20 protein-coding genes are annotated in these 20,976 nt (G+C 65.2%); 8 read left to right on the forward strand and 12 right to left on the reverse strand.

Going from position 1 to position 20,976, the window contains the following annotated elements; translation table 11 throughout:
• Positions 1-4: 4 nt before the first annotated feature.
• A complete protein-coding gene (locus RBJ75_RS11460) occupies positions 5-1,513 on the reverse strand; it encodes an acetyl-CoA acetyltransferase (protein ID WP_044416610.1) in 1,509 nt (502 codons plus the stop codon).
• 441 nt (positions 1,514-1,954) lie between these two features.
• On the opposite strand from RBJ75_RS11460, the gene RBJ75_RS11465 reads away from it, so the two are divergent.
• Complete coding sequence (locus RBJ75_RS11465) at positions 1,955-3,619, forward strand: flavin-containing monooxygenase (RefSeq protein ID WP_276156335.1); 1,665 nt, start codon at positions 1,955-1,957, stop codon at positions 3,617-3,619.
• Between the two features lie 48 nt (positions 3,620-3,667).
• The gene (locus RBJ75_RS11470) at positions 3,668-4,537 is read left to right on the forward strand and encodes a formate/nitrite transporter family protein (RefSeq protein WP_052628954.1); all 870 of its coding nucleotides are present in this window, start codon (positions 3,668-3,670) and stop codon (positions 4,535-4,537) included.
• A 21-nt stretch (positions 4,538-4,558) separates the two neighbouring features.
• Here the strand turns inward: RBJ75_RS11470 and RBJ75_RS11475 are convergent, their stop codons facing one another.
• Complete coding sequence (locus RBJ75_RS11475; RefSeq protein ID WP_276156336.1) at positions 4,559-5,338, reverse strand: SDR family NAD(P)-dependent oxidoreductase; 780 nt, start codon at positions 5,336-5,338, stop codon at positions 4,559-4,561.
• 166 nt (positions 5,339-5,504) lie between these two features.
• Between RBJ75_RS11475 and RBJ75_RS11480 the strand changes: the two genes are divergently transcribed.
• Genes RBJ75_RS11480 through RBJ75_RS11490 form a run of 3 tightly spaced genes read left to right on the forward strand, consistent with a single transcriptional unit; the run spans position 5,505 to position 7,741 of the window.
• Positions 5,505-6,302, forward strand: a complete 798-nt coding sequence (locus RBJ75_RS11480) for an enoyl-CoA hydratase/isomerase (protein WP_044417345.1) — start codon at positions 5,505-5,507, stop codon at positions 6,300-6,302.
• 5 nt (positions 6,303-6,307) lie between these two features.
• Positions 6,308-7,303 (forward strand): phosphotransferase family protein, encoded by a 996-nt coding sequence (locus RBJ75_RS11485; RefSeq protein ID WP_044417343.1) that lies wholly within the window; start codon positions 6,308-6,310, stop codon positions 7,301-7,303.
• 60 nt (positions 7,304-7,363) lie between these two features.
• Positions 7,364-7,741, forward strand: coding sequence for a DUF6285 domain-containing protein (locus RBJ75_RS11490; RefSeq protein WP_044417341.1), 378 nt, complete (start codon positions 7,364-7,366; stop codon positions 7,739-7,741).
• 218 nt (positions 7,742-7,959) lie between these two features.
• Here RBJ75_RS11490 and RBJ75_RS11495 read toward each other — a convergent pair whose 3' ends face one another.
• Positions 7,960-8,739: an enoyl-CoA hydratase-related protein gene (locus tag RBJ75_RS11495; RefSeq protein WP_044418317.1), complete on the reverse strand. Its 780-nt coding sequence runs from the start codon at positions 8,737-8,739 to the stop codon at positions 7,960-7,962.
• A gap of 115 nt (positions 8,740-8,854) precedes the next feature.
• Here RBJ75_RS11495 and RBJ75_RS11500 point away from each other — a divergent pair, with 115 nt between their 5' ends.
• Positions 8,855-10,129 carry an acyl-CoA dehydrogenase family protein gene (locus RBJ75_RS11500; RefSeq protein ID WP_044418319.1) on the forward strand — a complete coding sequence of 425 codons (1,275 nt, stop codon included), beginning with the start codon at positions 8,855-8,857 and terminating at the stop codon, positions 10,127-10,129.
• A 16-nt stretch (positions 10,130-10,145) separates the two neighbouring features.
• Here RBJ75_RS11500 and otnK read toward each other — a convergent pair whose 3' ends face one another.
• The 3 genes from otnK to ltnD form a co-directional block, all read right to left on the reverse strand.
• Positions 10,146-11,420 carry a 3-oxo-tetronate kinase gene (gene otnK / locus RBJ75_RS11505; RefSeq protein WP_044418321.1) on the reverse strand — a complete coding sequence of 425 codons (1,275 nt, stop codon included), beginning with the start codon at positions 11,418-11,420 and terminating at the stop codon, positions 10,146-10,148.
• On the reverse strand, positions 11,417-12,199 hold the full coding sequence (otnI, locus tag RBJ75_RS11510; protein WP_044418323.1) for a 2-oxo-tetronate isomerase: 783 nt from the start codon (positions 12,197-12,199) through the stop codon (positions 11,417-11,419). The genes otnK and otnI overlap by 4 nt, the downstream gene beginning before the upstream one ends.
• 284 nt (positions 12,200-12,483) lie before the next feature.
• On the reverse strand, positions 12,484-13,395 hold the full coding sequence (ltnD, locus tag RBJ75_RS11515; protein WP_044417846.1) for an L-threonate dehydrogenase: 912 nt from the start codon (positions 13,393-13,395) through the stop codon (positions 12,484-12,486).
• Positions 13,396-13,484: 89 nt separating this feature from the next.
• Between ltnD and RBJ75_RS11520 the strand changes: the two genes are divergently transcribed.
• Positions 13,485-14,150, forward strand: a complete 666-nt coding sequence (locus tag RBJ75_RS11520) for an aldolase (protein WP_044417844.1) — start codon at positions 13,485-13,487, stop codon at positions 14,148-14,150.
• A gap of 163 nt (positions 14,151-14,313) precedes the next feature.
• Here the strand turns inward: RBJ75_RS11520 and RBJ75_RS11525 are convergent, their stop codons facing one another.
• The 6 genes from RBJ75_RS11525 to RBJ75_RS11550 form a co-directional block, all read right to left on the reverse strand.
• Positions 14,314-15,018 carry an ABC transporter ATP-binding protein gene (locus RBJ75_RS11525; protein WP_044417842.1) on the reverse strand — a complete coding sequence of 235 codons (705 nt, stop codon included), beginning with the start codon at positions 15,016-15,018 and terminating at the stop codon, positions 14,314-14,316.
• The gene (locus RBJ75_RS11530; RefSeq protein WP_044417840.1) at positions 15,002-15,736 is read right to left on the reverse strand and encodes an ABC transporter ATP-binding protein; all 735 of its coding nucleotides are present in this window, start codon (positions 15,734-15,736) and stop codon (positions 15,002-15,004) included. The genes RBJ75_RS11525 and RBJ75_RS11530 overlap by 17 nt, the downstream gene beginning before the upstream one ends.
• On the reverse strand, positions 15,733-16,713 hold the full coding sequence (locus RBJ75_RS11535; RefSeq protein ID WP_044417838.1) for a branched-chain amino acid ABC transporter permease: 981 nt from the start codon (positions 16,711-16,713) through the stop codon (positions 15,733-15,735). Before RBJ75_RS11535 ends, RBJ75_RS11530 begins: the two co-directional genes overlap by 4 nt.
• Positions 16,713-17,546 (reverse strand): branched-chain amino acid ABC transporter permease, encoded by an 834-nt coding sequence (locus RBJ75_RS11540; protein WP_234707529.1) that lies wholly within the window; start codon positions 17,544-17,546, stop codon positions 16,713-16,715. Before RBJ75_RS11540 ends, RBJ75_RS11535 begins: the two co-directional genes overlap by 1 nt.
• 205 nt (positions 17,547-17,751) lie before the next feature.
• The gene (locus tag RBJ75_RS11545; RefSeq protein ID WP_044417834.1) at positions 17,752-18,996 is read right to left on the reverse strand and encodes an ABC transporter substrate-binding protein; all 1,245 of its coding nucleotides are present in this window, start codon (positions 18,994-18,996) and stop codon (positions 17,752-17,754) included.
• A gap of 57 nt (positions 18,997-19,053) precedes the next feature.
• Positions 19,054-19,872, reverse strand: a complete 819-nt coding sequence (locus tag RBJ75_RS11550; RefSeq protein WP_044417832.1) for a putative hydro-lyase — start codon at positions 19,870-19,872, stop codon at positions 19,054-19,056.
• Positions 19,873-19,987: 115 nt separating this feature from the next.
• On the opposite strand from RBJ75_RS11550, the gene RBJ75_RS11555 reads away from it, so the two are divergent.
• Complete coding sequence (locus RBJ75_RS11555; protein ID WP_276156338.1) at positions 19,988-20,947, forward strand: LysR family transcriptional regulator; 960 nt, start codon at positions 19,988-19,990, stop codon at positions 20,945-20,947.
• The last annotated feature ends 29 nt before the right edge of the window (positions 20,948-20,976 follow it).

The following is a 20,976-nucleotide window of genomic DNA, read 5'->3' on the forward strand; positions in this document are numbered from 1 at the left end:
CCGATCAGCCGGCCCGCCACTCCAGCACGCCGTCGGCGGCGGTGCTGATCGGCCCGTGCGTGCCGACCGGCGTGCGATCCATGTCGGTCAGATGCGCCAGCGTGGCTGCGTCCTGCGCCGGCACCCGGGCCAGCGCGCGGGCGCCCTCGGGCGTGCGCAGCATCACCACGCCATGCTCGATCTCGTTAGCGCCGCGATAGATCAGGGTGAAACTCTCCACGATGCCGTCGCCGCTGGCTTGGGTGACGAAGGCCGGCACCTCGCCGCGCGCGGCGTCGGCCTTGGCCTGGACGCTGACATCCTGCGCCAGCGCCGATTCAGCAGGCTCTCGCGACAACACCAGGCCATGGTGTTTGGTGACGAAGCCGCCCTGCCCGTACAACAGCCCAAGCCTGGCGCCATCGCGCAATTTGCGCACCATCGCACAGGCGGCGTGGGTCATATAGGTGTTGAGCGGCGCGCCGAAGAAGGTCAGCCCGCCGGTCACGGTCGGCTGCACGTCGGCGCCCAGCCCCAACGTCCGCCGCGCCATTTTCGGCACCACCGGAAAGCACGAATACAGCTCGATGGCGTCAAAGGCGCGCCCGCCGACCAGCGCCATGATCGCCGCCAGCACCGCGTTCTGGGCGTGGCTGTGATAGAACTGATCACGGGCCAGATAGTCGCGCGGCTCCTCGGCCGAGGCGCCACCGTGAAGATAGACCATCCGATCCTCGGCGATGCCGGCTTCGCGGGCGCGCGCCAGCGAGGTCAGCAGCACCGCGGCGCCCTGGTTCACGCTCGGATTGGCGACCATCAGCTTGGTATAGGGCCAGGCGATCAGCCGGTTGTCGGCAGATGGCGTGGTGATCTCGTCGGGCGACCGGGCGCGCTTGATCCAGGCATTGGGATTATGCGCCGCGACCTCGGAATAGCGCGCCCATAATTCGCCGGACTCGGCCAAGGCCTGGCGCGGGGTCTGGCCCCAATGCGCGGCGCTGGCGGCCTCGTAGAGCGGATAGACCGTGATCGGCCGTGCCACGCCGAGCGTGGTCGCGATCGGCTGCTGAAACGCCGCGTTACGCTTGGGCTCCGGCACGTCATGGGCGAACGGCGTCCATGGCAGCGTGACCCCGGCGCGCTGCGCCTTGGTGGCGGTCGATTGCGCCTCGGCGCCGCACACCACGGCAACGCTGGATTCGCCGCGCGCGATCCGCAGCGCGGCTTCGTGAATAAAACGGATCGGGCTCTCGCCGCCGACCGGGCCGTAATAGGCATGCGCCGGCTTGACGCCAAGCCGCGCGCTGAGCTGCTGTGCCGGATCGCTGTAGCGCCAGCTCAGAAAGTTGACGATGTCGAGCGAGTCGACCTCGCCGATCAGTGCCGCGGCGCTGTCCTGCCCGGCGCGCATGATTGCCTCCTGCAGCAGCGCCAGCGGTTCCAGCCCTGCGCTGAGGTCCTTTGGATGGTCGGCGATTTCGCCGATGCCGACAATGACGGGAATGCGGGCGGGATCGAGTTGGGCTGTTGCCATTTTTGTTGTCGCTTTTCTTATTGTGGCTTTGGCGATCGACGATGCGTTACGCGCCGGGTGGCCCACCGTCCGCTCGCGGATGCACGCTAGCGCATCCGCACAGGCGCTGCCAAGCTGGCAGGGCCTGATCCCGTGAGCGTTGACCGAAAAACTAACCAAGGATGACCGTCATTGCGAGCCGAGGCCGGCGCGCGCGCCGGCCGAACGCGAAGCAATCAAGAGCCGCAGGCAAAGCCTGGATTGCTTCGTCGCTACGCTCCTCGCAATGGCGACCTTGAGCTCCGGGTTCTCGTCGCTGCGCCAGTCATGCGCGCCTCGTCACGAGGCTACGCATTCCGCCATGCAAAATATCCGCGCGTCCCGTCGCGCGATGCCACTTGCGCATGACCTTCACCAAGGGAATGCTGTGTCCAACAAAACAAAAACGTTCGGGAGAAACCAATGGCCGTGTCGCAGCCTCACCCCAGCAACAGCCCCAGTGACCATTTCGACGTCGTGGTGGTCGGCGCCGGCTTTGCCGGCATGTATCAGTTGCACCGGCTGCGCCAGCGCGGGTTTTCGGCGCGGGTCTATGAGCAGGGCGGCGACGTCGGCGGCACCTGGTACTGGAATCGCTATCCCGGCGCGCGCTGCGACGTCGAGAGCATGCAATATTCCTATTCGTTCTCCGACGAATTGCAGCAGCAATGGGACTGGAGCGAGCGCTACGCGCCGCAGCCGGAGATCCTGGCCTATGCCGGCCATGTCGCCGACCGTTTCGGCCTGCGCCGCGACATCCAGTTCAACACGCGCGTCGGCTCCGTACTGTTCGACGAGGCGACGCAGCGATGGACGGTGACGACCTCCGACGGCGCGCGCGTCACCGCGCAATATGTCATCCTCGCCACCGGCTGCCTGTCCAACGCCCGGATGCCCGAGATCGACGGCCTCGATCGCTTCGAGGGCCAGATCTATCACACCGGAAACTGGCCGCACGCGCCGGTCGACTTCACCGGCTTGCGCGTCGGCGTGATCGGCACCGGATCTTCGGCGATCCAGTCGATACCGATCATCGCCGAACAGGCCAGCCGGCTCACGGTGTTTCAGCGCACCGCGAATTTCTCGGTGCCGGCGCGCAATGCCCCGTTGACCGCGGAGGAACGCCAGGCATTCCGCGACAATTATCCGGAGATCCGCCGCAAGGCCCGGCAGGACATGCGCAACGGCATCGTCCAGCCGCTGCCCGATCGCGGCGCGCTCGACGATCCCGACGCGGTGCGCCGCGACAAATATCTGGCGCGCTGGACCAGCGGTGGGCTGACCTTCATGGGGGTCTACAACAATCTGACCCTCGACAGGCATGCCAACGACACCGCGGCCGATTTTATCCGCGAGCGCATCGCCGAGATCGTCGAGGATCCGAAGGTCGCCAGATTGTTGCAGCCGGACAGCCATCCGGTCGGCTCGAAGCGGATCTGCGTCGATACCGATTATTATGCGACCTTCAACCGCCCCAATGTCGAATTGGTCGATCTGCGCGCCGATCCGATCGCCTGCATCCTGCCCGATGGCCTGCGCACCGCAAACCAGCACTACAAACTCGACGCGCTGGTGTTCGCCACCGGTTTCGACGCGATGACCGGCTCGGTGGCGAAGATCGAGATCGTCGGCCGCGGCGAAATGACGCTGAACCGGAAATGGGCCGAAGGGCCGCGGACTTATCTCGGCCTGATGAGCGCGGGCTTTCCCAATCTGTTCGTCATCACCGGCCCCGGCAGCCCCTCGGTGCTCAGCAACATGATCGTGTCGATCGAACAGCACGTCGACTGGATCACCGATTGCATCGGCTATCTGCGCGACAATCAGCTGGCCAGCATCGAGGCGAACCGCGAGGCCGAAGACCGCTGGGTGGCCCATGTCAACGAGGTGGCGCAAGGCACGCTGTATCCGCAGGCGAACTCCTGGTACATGGGCGCCAACATCCCCGGCAAGCCGCAGATCTTCATGCCCTATATCGGCGGCGTCGGCGTCTACCGGCAGATCTGCGACGACGTCGCGGCGAAGGGCTATGAGGGGTTTGTGTTGGGTGCGCCGGAACAGCCGAAACAGGCCGCGGCCTCGTCCTGAGCCGCGATCCGCGCCTGGAACCGGTCCCCCGGGCAGACGTTGACGACGATGGCCCAACACGAAAATTCTCAAGGCAAGGCATCAGGCGTGCCGCCGCGCGCGTCCGGCGCGGATGGCAATGGCATCTCCGAGCAGGAACTCGATGTCGTCGACGATCTGTCGGCGCCGCGGTCGCCGGTCATCTACGAGGTGGTTCGTCGCCATGGCGAGGAGGAGATGGAGCGGCCGCTGATCTCGCTATGGTGGTCGGGCGTCGCTGCCGGACTCGCGATCAGCTTCTCGTTGCTGGGCATGGCGATTCTGAAAACCCACCTGCCCAACACGCTTTGGAGCCCGTTGCTGACCAGCGCCGGCTATTGCGTGGGCTTCCTGATCGTGGTGCTGGGCCGGCTGCAGCTATTTACCGAGAGCACCATCACGGTGGTGTTGCCGGTGCTCAAGGATCCCAGCTCCGGCAATATCCGGCGGATGGCGCGGCTGTGGTCGATCGTTCTGGCGGCAAATCTCGTCGGCACGCTGTTCGCGGCGCTGTTCTGCAATTTCACGCCGGCGATTTCCGAGACGATCTATGCCGGAATGCTGGATGTCAGCCGCAAGCTGATCGAGCTCGGCTGGTGGGAGACGCTGTTTCGCGCCATCGCCTCCGGCTTCCTGATCGCCGCCATGGTGTGGATCATCCCGAGCGCCGAGAGCGCCAAATTCGCCGTGATCACGCTGATGACCTATCTGATCGCGGTCGGCGAATTCACCCATGTGATCGCCGGCAGCATGGAAGCCTATCTGCTGGTGCTCGCCGGCGATTGGGAATGGTGGCGCATGATCGGCCATTTCCTGGTGCCGACATTGCTCGGCAACATCATCGGCGGCACGGCCTTGTTCGCGCTGATCTCCTACGGGCAGGTCATGCGGGAGATCTGACCGTCCGGCGTGCCGCGATGCTCAGAACGCCGTGTAACCGCCGTCGATCAGGAAGGTGTCGGCGGTGTGATAGGACGAGGCCTTGCTCATCAGATAGACCGCGATGCCGCCGAAATCCTCCGGCTCGCCGAAGCGGCGCAGCGGAATTCGCGGCATCACATTGGCGACGAATTTTTCATTGCCCATGATGCCGGCGGTCATGTCGCTCTTGATCCAGCCCGGCAGGATGGCGTTGGCGGTGACGCCCTGCCGCGCCAGCTCGACCGCGAGCGCGCGCACCAGCGCGTTGATCGCCGCCTTGGTGGCCGCATAATGCTCGTTGCGCGCGGTGCCGAAGATCGACGCCAGCGACGAGGTCGCCACCAGCCGGCCGAACGGATCGCCGGCGGCGGCGCGCTCGGTCATGTGCCGAGCGGCGAGCTGGAACACGTGAAACACGCCGTCCAGATTGGTGGCGAACATCTCGCGCCATTGCTGCTCGGTGCGGTCGATGAAGGCATGGCGGCCGCCGCCACCGATCCCCGCATTGGCGAAGCAGCCGTCGACCCGGCCGAAGGCGCCCAGCGTGGCGTCCATCGCCGCCTTCACAGAACCGGTGTCGGTGACGTCACAGACCCTGGCCTCGACCTTGCCGGGCGAACCGGCCATCGTCGCCAGCGCGGCCTTGTTCTTGTCGTCGTTGCGGCCCCAGATCGAGACATTGCAGCCGGCCGCGGCCAGCGCCTGCGCCATGCCGAGGCCAATGCCGCCATTACCGCCGGTGACGATCGCGACGCGGCCGCTGAGGTCGAATATTCCCATGATGCGTTTCCATTTTCTGCGGCGCGCGTTACATCGTGCGTCCGATGGCGGGCAGTTATTGCTCCGCGACCATGGACAAGCCGGCACGAAAAATCAAATATGGCGCGAAGTTCAAACGCCTTCCATAACGCGGAATAACGCGCGGACCCAGATCACGAGGAACCCCATGCAGTTCAAACACGTCACGCTCGATTTCGACGGCGCGGTCGCCATCCTGAAGCTCGACCACCAGGAGGTGATGAACGCGGTGTCGATCGACATGCTCGGCGGCCTCGGCGAGGCGCTGGACACCATCGAGGACAAGAAGGCCGAGGTGCGCTGCCTGATCATCACCGGGGCCGGCCGCGCCTTCTGCACCGGCGCCAATCTGCAGGGCCGCGGCAATGACACCAAGATAAGCAGCGGCAAGGGCGCCGGCGCGGCGCTGGAGACCGCGTTCCACCCATTCCTGCGCCGGCTGCGCAAGCTGCATTGCCCGATCGTCACCTCGGTCAACGGTCCGGCCGCCGGCGCCGGCATGAGCTTCGCGCTGATGGGCGACATGATCCTGTGCGCGCGCTCGTCCTACTTCCTGCAGGCGTTCCGCCGCATCGGCCTGGTGCCGGATTGCGGCTCGACCTGGATCCTGCCGCGATTGATCGGCAAGGCGCGCTCGGTGGAATTGTCGCTGCTCGGCGAAAAGCTGCCGGCCGAAAAGGCGCTGGAATGGGGCCTGGTCAACCGGGTCTATGACGATGCCGCGCTGTGGGACGAGACCCTGAAGCTGGCGCAGGAACTGTCCAACGGTCCGACCGTGGCGCTGGCGCTGATCCGCAAGATGTATTGGGACAGTCCGGAGAACTCCTTCGAAGAACAGCTCAATATGGAATTCGAATCGCAGCGGATCGCCGGCTCCACCGAGGACTTCAAGGAAGGCGTCGGCGCGTTCCTGGCCAAACGCCCGGCGCAGTTCAAGGGCAAATAGGCCGCATGGCGGCAGCGATCGAAGAGCCGCTGGCGCGGTGCGTCCGGGCCTGGTGCCCGGGCGCAACCGGCGTCGGCAATGCGGCGCGGCTATCCGGCGGCGCCAGCCAGGAAACCTGGTCGTTCGACATCCTGCATCCGGACGGCGATCTCGGCGCCATCCTGCGTCGCGCGCCTGCGGGCTATGGCGCCGCGCCGTCGCGCGCTGCGGGTCTGGCCGCCGAGGCGACGCTGATGCGGCTGGCGCATGACGCGGGCGTGCCCTCGCCGCGCGTCCTGCATGTGCTGGAGCCGGGCGACGCGCTCGGCACCGGATTTATCATGGCGCGGGTCGAGGGTGAAACCATCCCGCGCAAGATTTTGCGCGACGAACAATTCGCCGCCGCGCGGCCGATGCTCGCCCGCCAGCTCGGTGGGATCCTCGCCGGCATCCACGGGCTGCCGCTGACGCAATTGCCTGCGTTGCGAAGTATGACCGCCGCCGCCGAAATCGCCGAGCTGCGACGCGACTATCACAACTTCAACTGGCCGCGCCCGGTGTTCGAACTGGCGCTGCACTGGCTCGCCGATCACGACCCCGGCGAAAGCGCGCGCCAGACGCTGGTCCATGGCGATTTCCGCCACGGCAATCTGATCATCGGCCCGGACGGCGTTCGCGCCGTGCTCGACTGGGAGCTGGCGCATCTCGGCGATCCGATGGAGGATCTCGGCTGGGTCTGCGTCAATTCCTGGCGCTTCGGCGAGATCGACAAGCCGGCCGGCGGGCTCGGCTCGCGCGAGGAATTGTTCGCCGGCTATGAGGCGGCGCAAGGCGAACGCGTCGACGTCGAGCGGGTGATGTTCTGGGAAGTGATGGGCACGCTGCGCTGGGGCGTGATGTGCTGCGGCATGATGCAACGCTTTCGCGACGGCCCCGACCATTCGGTCGAGCGCGCGATGATCGGGCGGCGCTCCTCGGAAACCGAAATCGACCTGTTGCGGCTATTGGCGCCGCGGGCATGATCCCGAAAAGTGGGCTTCCGGTTTTCGGCTCAGATCATGCCCAAGTGATAGGACATCGCAATGCAGGATGAACCGACACCGAGCGAGCTGATCCAGGCGGCGGCGGATTTCATCCGCGCCGAGATCGCGCCGCAGATCTCAGGCCACGCCGCGTTCAAGCTGCGGGTATCGCTGAACGCGCTGGACCTGGTGGTGCGGCAATTGGCGCTGGCGCAGGCCAGCGACGCCAGAGAGGCAACCGATCTATCGGCCTTGCTGGGACTGCAGGGCTCGCTGCAAGAGCTCAACGCCGTGCTGGCGCAGCGCATCGCCAGCGGCGAGATGGATCTGCGCACACCGGGGCTGCAGGACCATCTATGGCGCACCACGCTGGCGAAACTCGCGGTCGACCAGCCGAACTACGCAGCGTATCGGCGCGAGATGAAGCGCGACGGCTGACCAGAACACATCCACGTCATTCCGGGGCGCGAGCCTCTTGGCGAGCGAGCCCGGAATCCATACGCCGCAGCATTGGCGTTATGGCGATGCCGTTCGTCACATTCCCGCCAGGGGTTATGGATTCCGGGCCTGCGCCCCAAGAGGGGCGCATCCCGGAATGACGACCTTGAAGATTGCGCTTCGGTTCATTTGCAGCGAATGCGGATTTCGTTGCGCTGCTATTTCCCCGTCCAATTCGGCTTGCGCTTTTCCGAAAATGCTTTCGGCCCTTCGATGTAGTCCTGCGACGCCGCCATCGCCTTGACCGCCGGGTAGTCGCGCTGCTCGGCGATCGCCTGTTCGAGCGACACCGCGAGGCCGCGCTCGATGGTCTGCTTGGAGGCGCGGATCGACATCGGGCTGTTGGCGCAGATCGTCGCGGCCCAGCGCTCGGCGGCGGCGAGCGCTTCGCCGGCCGGCACCACCTCGTTGACGAAGCCGAGTTCGTAGCCCTCCTGCGCCTTCACATGGCGCGCGGTCAGGATCATTCCCATCGCGCGCTTCAGTCCGATCTGGCGCGGCAGCCGGTGCAAGCCGCCGGCCAAGGCGGCAAGGCCGACCTTCGGCTCCGGCAGCGCGAAGGTGGCGTTTTCCGACGCGATGATCAGGTCACAGGCCAGCGCGATCTCGAAACCGCCGCCCATCGCCACGCCATTGACCGCGGCAATGATCGGCTTGTCGCAATCGAACCGCGAGGTGAGACCCGCGAAGCCGCTTTCGGCCCAGCCGCGCTTGCCGCCGGCGGCCTGCCATTTCAGATCATTGCCGGCGCAGAACGCCTTGTCGCCGGCACCGGTGACGATCGCCACCCATTGCTCGGGATCGGCGGCGAAGTCGTTGAACACCTCGTGCAATTCGAAATGCGCGTCAGTGTGCAGCGCGTTGTAAACCTCCGGGCGCGACAGCGTCACGATGGTCACCGGCCCCTTGCGTGTGACGGTGGAGAATTGGTGCGCCATCGCGGCCTCCCTTTTTTCGTTGAGCAGAATTTGCGCGCGTAGTCGCGCTTGACTTGATTTGACGATGTCACCTTAATCGGTCGCATAACAAGATCAAAAAACGCGGGAGCACGCCTTGGATTTTTCATTGCCGGCCGATCTGGTCGCCTATCTCGCCGAGCTCGATCGTTTCATCGCCGACAAGGTCAAGCCGATCGAGGAAAGCGACGACAACATCCGCTTCTTCGATCATCGCCGCGAATGGGCGCGCACCGATTTCGACAATGGCGGATTGCCGCGCCACGAATGGGAGCAATTGCTGCGCCGGGTAAAGACCCTCGCCGACGAAGCCGGGCATCTGCGCTTTGCGATTCCGAAGCGCTATGGCGGCAAGGACGGCTCCAATCTGTGGATGGCGGTAATCCGCGAACATTTCGCCGCCAAGGGGCTCGGCCTGCACAATGACCTGCAGAACGAGCATTCGATCGTCGGCAATCTGCCGCTGGTGACGATGCTGGATCGCTATGGCCGCGACGACCAGAAGGCGATGATCGAGGGCTCGATCACCGGCAAGTACCGCATCACCTTCGGGCTCACCGAACCCGAGCATGGCTCCGACGCCACCCATATGGAAACCCGCGCCGTCGAAGCCACGCGTGACGGCAAGAAGGGCTGGGTGATCAATGGCGAGAAGATGTGGACGACCGGCATGCACGTCGCTACCCATTGCGCGCTGTTCGCGCGCACCTCGGGCGAGGACGGCGACGCCCGCGGCATCACCTGCTTCCTGGTGCCGGCCAAGGCCGACGGCGTCAAGGTCGAGGAATATTTGTGGACCTTCAACATGCCGACCGATCATCCGCGCGTCAGCTTCACCGGCGTGTTCGTCCCGGACGATGCGCTGTTCGGTGAGGTCGGCCGCGGGCTGTCGCTGGCGCAGTGCTTTGTCCACGAGAACCGCATCCGGCAGGCCGCCAGTTCATTGGGCGCCGCGGTGTACTGCATCAACGAGAGCGTGAAATACGCCCGCGAGCGAAAACCGTTCGGGCAGGAGCTGGCGCGCAACCAGGGCATTCAGTTCCCGCTGGTCGAACTCGCCACCCAGGCCGAGATGCTGCGATTGCTGATCCGCAAGACCGCGTGGGAGATGGATCAACTGACTCAGACGCAGGTCGAGCACACGCTGTCCGACAAGGTGTCGATGTGCAATTACTGGGCGAACCGATTGTGCTGTGAATCCGCCGATCGCGCGATGCAGGTCCATGGCGGCATGGGCTATTCGCGGCACAAGCCGTTCGAGCACATCTACCGCCATCACCGCCGCTACCGCATCACCGAGGGCAGCGAGGAAATCCAGATGCGCAAGGTGGCCGGATTCCTGTTCGGCTATATGGGCGCCGGCAAGCACTGACGGCGGCGACCAGCGTTCATCGTATCAGCGCCAACGCGTCGGCGAAGAAATCCGGGCCGCCGAAATTGCCGGATTTCAACGCCAGCAACATGTCGCCCTGCGCCGCGCCCACGCTGCGCAGCACCGGCACGCCGGCGGCGATCTCCGCTCCGACCGCAAAGCCGGGAATGTTCAGACGATCCACCACCGCGCCGGCGGTCTCGCCGCCGGCCACCACCAGCCGGCGCACCCCGGCGGCCACCAGGCCTTCGGCGATCTCCGCCATCGCCTGCTCGATGGCGTGGCCGGCGGCGTCGCGGCCGAACTCGGCCTGCACCGCCGCGACCCGATCCGGCGTCGCGCTGGAGGCAATCAGCAATGGCCCATCGCCCAACCGACCGATGGCCCAGTCCAGCGCGCGCCGCGCTTCGTCGGGGCCGGCGATGATCGCAGCGGGATCGAGATGCAGCACCGGCATCCTGGCTTCCGCCTTGGCGATCTGCGCCAGCGTCGCTTGCGAACAACTGCCGGCAAGGCACGCCGCCGGGCCGCCGATGGCGGCATCCGACATCGACGTCGCCTGCGATCCGAGCCGGCCGCCCGCCAGCAGCGCGCGAGCCAGCCCGAGCCCGAGCCCGCTGGCGCCGACCGAGATGCGGTGCTGCAGCGCCACCGCGCCGATGGTTTCGAGATCCCGCTCGCATACCGCATCGGCGACCGCGGCGCCAAGGCCCTTCGTGGCCAGTTCGGTCAGCCGGGCACGCAACGCATCCTGGCCCTGCGCGACCACCGACAGATCGGCGAGCCCGATCTTGCAGATGCTCTGGCGCGCCAAGACGCGCACCAGATTGGAATCGTGCATCGGATTGAGCGGATGGTCCTTCAACGCGCTTTCGCTGAGCGGCGCGTGGCCCACGAACAGATTGCCCATATAGACGGTGCGGCCGGTCTCCGGGAACGCCGGCGTCACCAGCACGATGGCATCGCCCGAGGCCGCCCGCAGCGCGTCCATCACCGGGCCGATATTGCCGGCATCGGTGGAATCGAAGGTCGAGCAGATCTTGAACAGCACATGCGATGCGCCACGGCTGCGCAGCCACAGCTTGGCGGCGCGTGCCTTCTCCACCGCCAGATCCGCGGCGATCGAGCGGCTCTTCAACGCGATCACCACGGCGTCGACCTCGGGCAGTTCGAGATCGTCCGGCGGCACCCCGATGGTCTGCACCGTGCGCAACCCCTGGCGGGTCAGCGTATTGGCGAGATCCGACGCGCCCGTATAGTCGTCGGCGATGCAGCCCAGCGCCAGCGTCATGACAGCGCTCCGGCGAATGGCGCGAACCAGCCGAGGCCCTCGACGGTGGCGCCGCGCGGGCGATACTCGCAGCCGACGAAGCCGTCATAGCCGAGCCGGTCGAGTTCCTCGAACAGGAATGGGTAGTTCAGCTCCTCGCCGTCGGGCTCGGCGCGCGACGGCACGCTGGCGATCTGGATGTGGCCGATGATCGGCATCATCTCGCGCAGCCGCATCGCCACGTCGCCATGCAGGATCTGGCAATGATAGATATCGAACTGCAATTTGAGATTGGGGATCTTCAACTCGCGGATCAGGTCGCGCGCGAACGCGAAATCGTTGAGGAAATAGCCCGGCACGTCGCGCGGATTGATCGGCTCGATCACCACCTCGATGCCATGCGGCGCGAAAAACTCCGCCGCGTGGGTCACCGATTTGGTGAAGGCGTGCACGGTCCCGGGACCGCTGCGGTCGGCGATCCCGGCCATCAGATGCAGCCGCCTGACGCCCGTCGCCTGCGCGTAGGGCAGCGCGGTCGCCAGACTTTGCTGCAGCTCGGCGAATTTGTCCGGCCGCGCCGCGAAGCCCTTCTCGCCGGCGGCCCAATCGCCCGGCGGCAGGTTGAACAGCGCCTGGGTCAGATGATTGCGCTTCAGCCGCTCGCCCACCAGCTCGGGCGGATGATCATAGGGGAACAGGAATTCCACCGCCGTAAAGCCCGCGTCGGCCGCGGCATCGAACCGGTCGAGAAACGGATGTTCGGTGAACATCATGCTGAGATTGGCAGCGAAGCGCGGCATTGATTTTCCCCAGAAGCAAAAACTGAAGGCCCTCATGGTGAGGAGACGCGCAGCGTCGTCTCGAACCATGAGGATGTTCATCCCTCATCCTTCGAGACGCGCGCCACGGCGCGCTCCGTCTTTGCGAGCCGAGGACGGCGCATCGCGTCGTCCGAACGCGAAGCAATCCAGGGGCGCCAAGCACAGACTGGATTGCTTCGTCGCAAGAGCTCCTCGCAATGACGGCGTTGAAGGCTCATTCTGTTGATCCCTTTTAGAGTCAGACTCTCAGGATGAGGGTGCAATCATCCGTCGCCCGGCAGTTTTGTTCCGGTGACGCGCGCGTACATTCGCGCCACCGAGATATCGTCGTCGCGGCCCATGCCGGATGCCGACGTCATCAGAAACATCTGCAGCGCCGCCGCCGACACCGGCACCGGAAATTTCGCGCTGCGCGCCATGTCCTGGATGATGCCGAGATCCTTGACGAAAATATCGACCGCGCTTTTGGGAGAGTAGTCGCCGTCCAGCACATGCGGCACCCGGTTTTCGAACATCCAGGAATTGCCGGCCGAGGCCGTGATCACCTCATAGACCTTGGCGATGTCGAGCCCCTGTTTGGCCGCGAAGGCGATCGCCTCGGACGCCGCGGCGATATGCACGCCAGCCAGCAGTTGATTGATCATCTTGAAGGCGGCGCCCTGCCCCGCGGCGTCGCCGAGTTCGTAGAGTTTGGCCGCCATCGCATCCAGCGCCGGCCGCGCCGCCGCGAAGGCCGCCGCGCTGCCCGAGGCCAGGATTGTGAGTTCGCCTTGCGCGGCGCGCTGCGCCCCGCCGGAGATCGGCGCGTCGAGATAATGGCGACCGCTGGATTCGAGCTGCTGGGCCAATCGCCGCGCCACCTGCGGGTCCATCGTCGCCGAGGACACGAACACCGCATCCTCCGCCAGCGTCGCGGCGACGCCGTCCGGACCGAACAGGATGGCTTCGGTCTGGGCGGCGTTGACCACCACGCTGACGACGATCTGCGCGTCGCGCGCGGCCGCGGCCGGCGTGGCGGCACCGCTTCCGCCCTCGGCGACAAAGCGCTCCACATTGTCGGTCACCACATCGCAGCCGGTGACGTCGAAGCCGGCGCGACGCAGCGACGTCGCCATCCCGAAGCCCATCGAGCCCAACCCGATCACGGCAACGCGCGGCTTTGCAGATTCCGGCATGGGGCGCTTCCCGTTTGTTTGTTGGGCTCTGGATAACACGGCTTGGCCGCGCTGCCAAAGCATGGGACAAAACCCGAAAGGAAGCCTCCATGACCGACACCAGGCTGCGCGACGACATCTGCCGGCTCGGCCGCTCGCTGTTCGAGCGCGGGCTGACGCCGGGCTCCAGCGGCAATATCAGCGTGCGCTGCGAAGACGGCGGCTGGCTGGTGACGCCGACCAATGCCTCGCTGGGCGCGCTCGATCCGGCGAAACTGTCACGGCTGGGCGCCGACGGCGGCCTTCTCTCCGGCGACGCGCCCACCAAGGAAGTGCCGCTGCACAGCGCGATCTATCAGACCCGAGACAGCGCCCGCGCGGTGGTGCATCTGCACTCGACCCATGCCGTGGCACTGTCGATGCTGCCCGAGATCGACCCGCGCGCCGCGCTGCCGCCGCTGACGCCGTATTACCTGATGAAATGCGGCGCGACCGCGCTGGTGCCGTATTTCCGGCCCGGCGATCCGGCCGTGGCCGACGCCATCCGGGGCCTTGCCGGCCGATATTCCTCGGTGCTGCTGGCCAATCACGGCCCGGTGGTCGCCGGCGCATCGCTCGAAGCCGCGGTGTTCGCGATCGAGGAACTGGAGGAAACCGCCAAGCTCTATCTACTGCTGCGCGGCCTCAACCCGCGTTTTCTGTCCCCAGCCCAGGTCGCGGATCTCTCAAAGACGTTCGGGCTGGATTTGCCGGAGCACGGCGACGATCGGCACTGAGGCAGCAGCCTGAGCCAACGACACTGCCTCACCCTCGCGCCAGCGCCTCCATTTCCACGTCATTGCGAGCGAAGCGAAGCAATCCAGGGGCCGCATGCGGAGCCCTGGATTGCGTCGTCGCTACGCTCCTCGCAATGACGGATTTTGCTGCAGCAACCCGGAATTACAGCCCCAGATACGCCTTGCGCACATCGGGATTGTCCATCAGCTCGGCGGCGGTGCCCTGCATCAGCACGCGGCCGGTCTGCAGAATATAGGCGCGGTCGGCGATTTCCAGACACTCGGCCATGCGCTGCTCGACGATCAGCACCGTCATGCCGGCGTCGCGAATTTTCTTCACCGCCTGGAAGATCTCGCTGACCAGTTTCGGCATGATGCCCTGCGACGGCTCGTCGAGCATCAACAGACGCGGCCGCGTCATCAGCGCGCGGCCGATCGCCAGCATCTGCTGCTCGCCACCCGACAGCGTTTCGGCGCGCTGCTCCAGCCGCTCTTGCAAGCGCGGGAACAGGTCGAACACCAGCGCCAGCGGCCCTTCGCGATCCGGCTTGCCGCGATACATGTAGCTGCCGAGCCGCAGATTGTCCTCGACCGACAGCCGCGGAAACAGCCGGCGATTTTCCGGCACATAGGCGATGCCGCGCGCGGTGATCAGATGCTGCGCGGTGCCGTCGATCCGCTCGCCGTCGAGCAGGATGCTGCCGGACCGCGGCCGCTCTGCCCCGGCGATGGTTTTCACCAGCGTGGACTTACCCGCGCCATTGGCGCCCGCAACCAGCACGATCTCGCCCTTGGCGATCTCGATATTGACTTCCGAGATCGCGACCAGCCCCTGATAGGCGGTGGTGACCTCATGCACTGATAGCATGACGATCTCCCAGATAGGCGCTGATGACTTTTTCGTCGCGCACGATGTCGGCCGGCTTGCCTTCGACCAGCACCTTGCCGAGATCGAGCACGATGGCGCGGTCGACCAAAGGCATCACGATTTCCATCACATGTTCGACCATCAGCACAGTAACGCCGGTGGCGCGCACCCGGCGCACCAGCTCGACGCCGTCTTGCGCCTCGACCGGGGTCAGCCCAGTGAGGCATTCGTCGAGCAGCAGCAGCTTCGGCTCGGTGGCGAGCGCGCGGGCGACTTCGAGCCGGCGCTTCTCGGACGGAATCAGCTGCCCGGCGAGCACGTCGGCACGCGCGTCCAGCCCGCAAAACTCCAGGACCTCATGCGCCTTGCGCCTGGCGTCGCGCATCACCGTGGTGCGGATCAGGGCGCCGACGATGACATTGTCGATCACCGTCAGGCTCTCGAAGCTCTTCACTACCTGGAAGGTGCGGGCGATGCCGCGCTGGCAGCGTTGCGCCGCCGGCAGCCTGGTGACGTCCTCGCCGTTGAACAGGATGGTGCCCTGCGTCGGCGGCAGCACGCCGGCGATCAGATTGAACAAAGTCGACTTGCCGGCGCCGTTCGGCCCGATCAGCCCGACGATTTCGCCGGGCTCGACCGCGATCGAAATGTCCTGATTGGCGACCAGCCCGCCGAAGCGCTGCCAGACGCCCTTGGTTTCCAGCAAATGCGCGGTCATCGGGCGACCTCCTTGCGCTTGCGTGAGAACAAGCCGATCAGGCCTTCCGGCCGCGCCAGCGAGATCAGCACGATCACCGAGCCGTAGAGGATGAGATCGACGCCGCGGCCGGAGCCGCCGAGGTAGTTGCGGGTCAGTTCGGTGAGCGGGATCAGGATCGCGGCGCCGAGCACCGGCCCCCACAGCGTGCCGATGCCGCCCAGCACCGCCGGCAACGCCATCAGCAGCGAGAACTGGAAGCTCATCACGCTTTCCGGATCGATATAGGACACGTATTGCGCATAGAACGCGCCGCCGATCGCGGTGAGAAACGCCGACACCGCGGCGGCGCCCATCTTGGAATTGAACACCACGACGCCGAGGCTTTCAGCGGCTTCGGGATTGTCCTTCACCGCGCGCCACCAATAGCCCCATTTGGAATCTTCCAGCCAGAAGGTGATCAGCCAGGCGACGCAGCAGAACACCAGCGCGAAATAGTAATACGGCAATTTGCTGCGGGTGAACTGGAACGTGGCCCAGCTGTCCTTGCGCACCAGCACGTCGATGCCGAGCGCGGCGCCGGCCCAGTCCCAATTGTGGAACAGCAACAGGCCGATCTCGGCGATCACGATGGTGGCGATCACGAAATAATGCCCGCGCAAGCGGAAGCAGGGATAGCCCAGTATCAGCGCGATCGCTGCCGAGATCGCGCCGCCGCCGAGCATGCCGAACCATGGCAGCACGCCGAATTTTGTGAACAGCAGCGTCGTGGTGTAAGCGCCAAGCCCGAAATACAGCGCGTGGCCGAGCGAGATCTGGCCGCAATAGCCGCCGAGAATGTTCCAGGCCTGCGACAGCGCCGCATAGAGCAGCGTCAGGATCATGATGTTCTGGACGTTGACGTCCTTGACCACCAGCGGCACCAGCGCCGCCAGCAAGGCCAGGCCACCGGCAACCAGCAGATCGCGACGACGGCGTTGGGCGAATGAGTTTTGCATCAGATCGACCCGAACAGGCCACGCGGCCGGATGAACACCACCAGCAGATACACCGCGTAGATGCCGACCGATTTCAGCGACGGCGGCAGGATCATCGCGGTGGTGGCCTCGACCAGGCCGACGATGATGCCGCCCGCGAACGCGCCGAACACGCTGCCGAAGCCGCCGAGCGCCACCGTCACATAGGCGATCAGCGCGAACGAGGCGCCGACATCGGGATAGATATAGAAGAACATCGCCATGATCGCGCCGGCGAGCCCGACCAGCGCGCCGCCGAGCCCCCAGCCCAGCGCAAACACCTTGTTCTTGTCGATGCCGACCAGCGCCACCGCGCCGGCGTCCTCGCGGGTGGCTTCCAGCGCGCGGCCGAAATCGGTCTTCTTGATGAAGAAATACAGCGCGCCGAACGCGGCGATCGACACCAGCGCGCCGACCAGCTGCGGCACCGGCAGGTAGACGCCGCCGAGCGAGATGGTTTTGCCGCCGAGCCAGGAATGGGTGATGCTGCGATAGTCCGGAGTGAAGAAGAACTGCGCCAGGCCGCGCATCAGGATGGCGAGGCCGAAGGTGGTGAAGATCTGCACCATTCCGATATTGGATTTCGCCCGCATCGCAAAGCGGATCACCACCAGATAGATCACCGCCCCGAACACGAACATCGCCGCCGCCACCAAAGGCGCCGCCAGCAACGGATCGATCGCGAAGAACGCGAACAGGAAGAAGCTGACATACATCGCCAACATCAGAAATTCGCCATGGGCGAAGTTGGTGACGTCCATCAGGCCGAAGATCAGCGCCAGGCCGACCGCGATCAGGCCGTAGAGCAGCCCCATCAGCAGACCGCTGGCCAATGATTGGATGATTGTCGCGGTGGTCAAATCGAATGCTCCCAAACAGGAAAGAACGCGTCCTCGCCATTGCGAGGAGCGAAGCGACGAAGCAATCCAGAGTCACGCATGCGGGGCGCCTAGATTGCTTCGCTGCGTTCGCAATGACGCGGAAGCGTGCGCGTGTCGAAGGGACGCGCGCAGCCGACGCTTACGGCATCGGCCAGATCGCCTCGGCGACCGCGGCCTGCGGCGGCGCGATGGTGACGAACTTGCCGCCGGTATACTGCAGCAGCACCGGATCGGCGAAGTTATTCTGGCCCATCTCGTCGAACTTGACGCGCGACCACGGCATGATGGTCTGTTCGCCCGGCATGTCGGTGGCGACCAGCGCCTGGCGGATCTTGTCGCCATCGGTCGATTTGGCGCGGTTGATGGCGTCGGCCATCACGATCAGGCCCATGAACTGCCGCGACGAGTAATCGTTGAAATCCTTGCCGGAGCGTTCCTTGTACATGGCGTTGATCTTGCCGACCATCGGCCGCTTGGCGGCCAGATCGAGCGAGAACGAGCCGCGCGAGATCACGCCGGGGATCTTGTCGCCGACCGCGTCGTACAGCGCCTTTTCGGAGAAGCCGGCGTCCTGGGCGACGATGTTCTTGGCCTTGTAGCCGAGCTCGCCCATGGTCTTGATCAGCAAAATGCCGTCGGTGGTGTAGCTCGACGGCATCAGCACGTCGGCATCGACGGCCTTGAGCTGCTGCACTTCGGCGGTGAGCGACGGCGAATTGGCGCGGTACTTGATATCGGCGACCACCTTGTAGCCGCGGTCCTTGGCCAGCTTGAGCTGCGCGTTGGAGGAATCGGTGCCGAAGATGGTGTCCTCGTGGAACAAGGCCAGGGTCTCGATCTTCTTACCCTTCTTCTTTTCGGCGTCGAAGAAGTCGAACATCGCCTTGGAGAACATCTCGTCATGCGGCGCGGGGCGGAAGTAGAATTTCAGGCCGCGGCGATGCAGACTCGGCGAGGAATTGTCGGCGGACAGGAACGGGATCTGGTAGCGCTCGCAGATCTGGCTGACGGTGACGGCGACCGAGCTCTGATAGGTGCCGATGATGGCGCAGACCTTTTCCTGGGTGATCAGGCGCTCGGCCTCGGCGCGGCCCTTCTGCGGGTCGGCCTGATGGTCGGCGAACACCAGGCGGATCTTGGCGCCGCCCAATCCCGGCAGGCCCTCGTCTTTCGCCAGCGGCAGGTCGAAGTCATATTTATTGTTGATCAAATCGGCCGCGGTTTCGAACGCCTTCTGCGCGTCGACGCCGATCTGCGCCGACGCGCCTGACAGCGGATAGATCACGCCGATCACCACTTCCTTGGTCTGCGCGCGGGCGGCGAGTGGTAACAGCGCGGCAATGGCTGCGCCTCCGAGAACGACGTTTCGGCGATTGATGGTCATGATGCGATCCTTTGCTGCGGAAGTAGCGATGGGACAATTCGAGCGGAAGTGAAAGCCTCAAAGAACGGCAAGGTGCTTGTTCTTGAGGTCGGTGACAAGCATCAATCCAGGCGCGTGGGTGATCGCGAACGGCACGCGCGCCGCGGCGATCACCGCTTGCGGCGTGACACCGCAAGCCCAGAACACGGGAATCTCATCGTCGGCAATCGTCACGGCGTCACCATAATCCGGCTTCGCCAGATCGCTGATGCCAATCGATTGCGGCAGACCGAGATGCACCGGCGCGCCATGCACCGAGGGAAATCGCGAAGTGATCTGCACCGCGCGAATCGCGTCCTTCGGCGTCAGCGGCCGCATCGACACCACCATCGGCCCGGCGAACGGACCGGCCGGCGCGCAGGCGATGTTGGTGCGGTACATCGGCACGCGCACCTTCTCTTCGATGTGGCGGATCGGCAGGTCGTCGGCCATCAGCGCTTCCTCGAAAGAGAATGAGCAGCCGAGCACGAAGGCGACCAGATCGTCGCGCCAATGCGCCATGATGTCGAGCGGCTCCTCGATCAATTCGCCGTCGCGCCATACCCGGTAACGCGGCACGTCGGTGCGGATGTCGAGATCGAGGCCGAGCGAGGGGATCTTCGGATCGCCGACATCGGACATGCCGATGATCGGGCACGGCTTCGGATTGAGCTGGCAGAAGCGATGAAACGCCGCCGCCTGTTGCTCCGGCAGGATGGTCAGATTGCCCTGTACGAAGCCTGGTGCCACGCCGGCGGTGGATTCGGCGAGGCCCGCGCGGTAAGCGAGCCGGGCCTGATGCGACGGCAATTGCGCTTTAGCGCTGTGGACCTGAGGTTCTGCCACAAAAACGGTCATTAAATTTCCCTGCCTAGTATCTCGACAGCAGTGGAGCTCAGGCCTATCATAATGTCTAATCTTCGTTTTTGATCATTATCGATAAATGAAATTTATCGTTTAATGGAGACCCGAAATGGTGGACTTCAAGGCGATCGAGACCTTCCTTTGGGTAGTGACGCTCGGCAGCTTCCGCGGCGCGGCGCAAAAACTCAACACCACCCAGCCGGCGATTTCGCAGCGGATCGCGCAGCTGGAGTCCGAACTCGGCGTCAGGCTGCTGCAGCGCGACCATCGCGTGGCGTCGCCGACGCCGAGTGGCCGCCAGATGATGGTCTATGCGGAAAAGCTGATCGGGCTGCGCAGCGAGATGCTGGCGGTGGTCGGCGATCGCTCGGCGGTGCGCGGTGTGCTCCGGCTCGGCGTCGCCGAGACGATTGTGCACACCTGGCTGCCGCAGCTGATCGAGAGCGTCAATCGCACCTATCCCAATCTGTCGCTGGAGATCGAGGTCGACATCACGCCGAATCTGCGGGCGCGGCTGCTGGCGCAGGAGATCGAGCTCGCCTTCCTGCTTGGACCGCTGACCGCCTCCTCGGTGCGCAACCGCGAGCTGTGCGACTATCCGATCGGATTTCTCGCCAGCCCCAAGCTCGGGCTGGGCCAGGACCGGCTGAGCGTCGAACAGCTCGCCAAACATCCGATCATCACCTTTCCGCGCAAGACCCAGCCCTATGAGATCGTGCGCTCGCTGTTCAACCGGCCGAACCTGCCGCCGATCCGGCTGCACGCCTCGGCGTCGCTGGGCACCGTGATCCACATGGCCATCGAGGGGCTCGGCATCGCGGTGATCCCGACCGCGATCGTCGAGGATCAATTGGCCGACAACCGGCTGCAATTGCTGTCGACGGATCTGCGGATCGCGCCGCTGATCTTCACGGCGAGTTGGCTGGCCTCGCCGGATACGGTCGCGGTGGAACGCATCGCCGAGCTCGCCGGCGAGATCGCCCGGGCCGGCGGTTTCGCCGACCACGCTTCGCCCGCAACGCAGCCGCTGACCGACCCAGCGCGCGGCCAGCCGATCCCGATCAGTTGACGCGACCGCAGCGGCCCATCATCGACCAC

Origin of the sequence: Rhodopseudomonas sp. BAL398, assembly GCF_033001325.1 — a bacterium.
Lineage (GTDB): Bacteria > Pseudomonadota > Alphaproteobacteria > Rhizobiales > Xanthobacteraceae > JARJEH01.

Coding starts and splice junctions, on each gene's coding strand:
- RBJ75_RS11460 (WP_044416610.1), bottom strand. CDS start 1,513: ATGGCAACAGCCCAACTCGATCCCGCCCGCATTCCCGTCATTGTCGGC.
- RBJ75_RS11465 (WP_276156335.1), top strand. CDS start 1,955: ATGGCCGTGTCGCAGCCTCACCCCAGCAACAGCCCCAGTGACCATTTC.
- RBJ75_RS11470 (WP_052628954.1), top strand. CDS start 3,668: ATGGCCCAACACGAAAATTCTCAAGGCAAGGCATCAGGCGTGCCGCCG.
- RBJ75_RS11475 (WP_276156336.1), bottom strand. CDS start 5,338: ATGGGAATATTCGACCTCAGCGGCCGCGTCGCGATCGTCACCGGCGGT.
- RBJ75_RS11480 (WP_044417345.1), top strand. CDS start 5,505: ATGCAGTTCAAACACGTCACGCTCGATTTCGACGGCGCGGTCGCCATC.
- RBJ75_RS11485 (WP_044417343.1), top strand. CDS start 6,308: ATGGCGGCAGCGATCGAAGAGCCGCTGGCGCGGTGCGTCCGGGCCTGG.
- RBJ75_RS11490 (WP_044417341.1), top strand. CDS start 7,364: ATGCAGGATGAACCGACACCGAGCGAGCTGATCCAGGCGGCGGCGGAT.
- RBJ75_RS11495 (WP_044418317.1), bottom strand. CDS start 8,739: ATGGCGCACCAATTCTCCACCGTCACACGCAAGGGGCCGGTGACCATC.
- otnK (WP_044418321.1), bottom strand. CDS start 11,420: ATGACGCTGGCGCTGGGCTGCATCGCCGACGACTATACGGGCGCGTCG.
- otnI (WP_044418323.1), bottom strand. CDS start 12,199: ATGCCGCGCTTCGCTGCCAATCTCAGCATGATGTTCACCGAACATCCG.
- ltnD (WP_044417846.1), bottom strand. CDS start 13,395: ATGCCGGAATCTGCAAAGCCGCGCGTTGCCGTGATCGGGTTGGGCTCG.
- RBJ75_RS11520 (WP_044417844.1), top strand. CDS start 13,485: ATGACCGACACCAGGCTGCGCGACGACATCTGCCGGCTCGGCCGCTCG.
- RBJ75_RS11525 (WP_044417842.1), bottom strand. CDS start 15,018: ATGCTATCAGTGCATGAGGTCACCACCGCCTATCAGGGGCTGGTCGCG.
- RBJ75_RS11530 (WP_044417840.1), bottom strand. CDS start 15,736: ATGACCGCGCATTTGCTGGAAACCAAGGGCGTCTGGCAGCGCTTCGGC.
- RBJ75_RS11535 (WP_044417838.1), bottom strand. CDS start 16,713: ATGCAAAACTCATTCGCCCAACGCCGTCGTCGCGATCTGCTGGTTGCC.
- RBJ75_RS11540 (WP_234707529.1), bottom strand. CDS start 17,546: ATGGGGCTGCTCTACGGCCTGATCGCGGTCGGCCTGGCGCTGATCTTC.
- RBJ75_RS11545 (WP_044417834.1), bottom strand. CDS start 18,996: ATGACCATCAATCGCCGAAACGTCGTTCTCGGAGGCGCAGCCATTGCC.
- RBJ75_RS11550 (WP_044417832.1), bottom strand. CDS start 19,872: ATGACCGTTTTTGTGGCAGAACCTCAGGTCCACAGCGCTAAAGCGCAA.
- RBJ75_RS11555 (WP_276156338.1), top strand. CDS start 19,988: ATGGTGGACTTCAAGGCGATCGAGACCTTCCTTTGGGTAGTGACGCTC.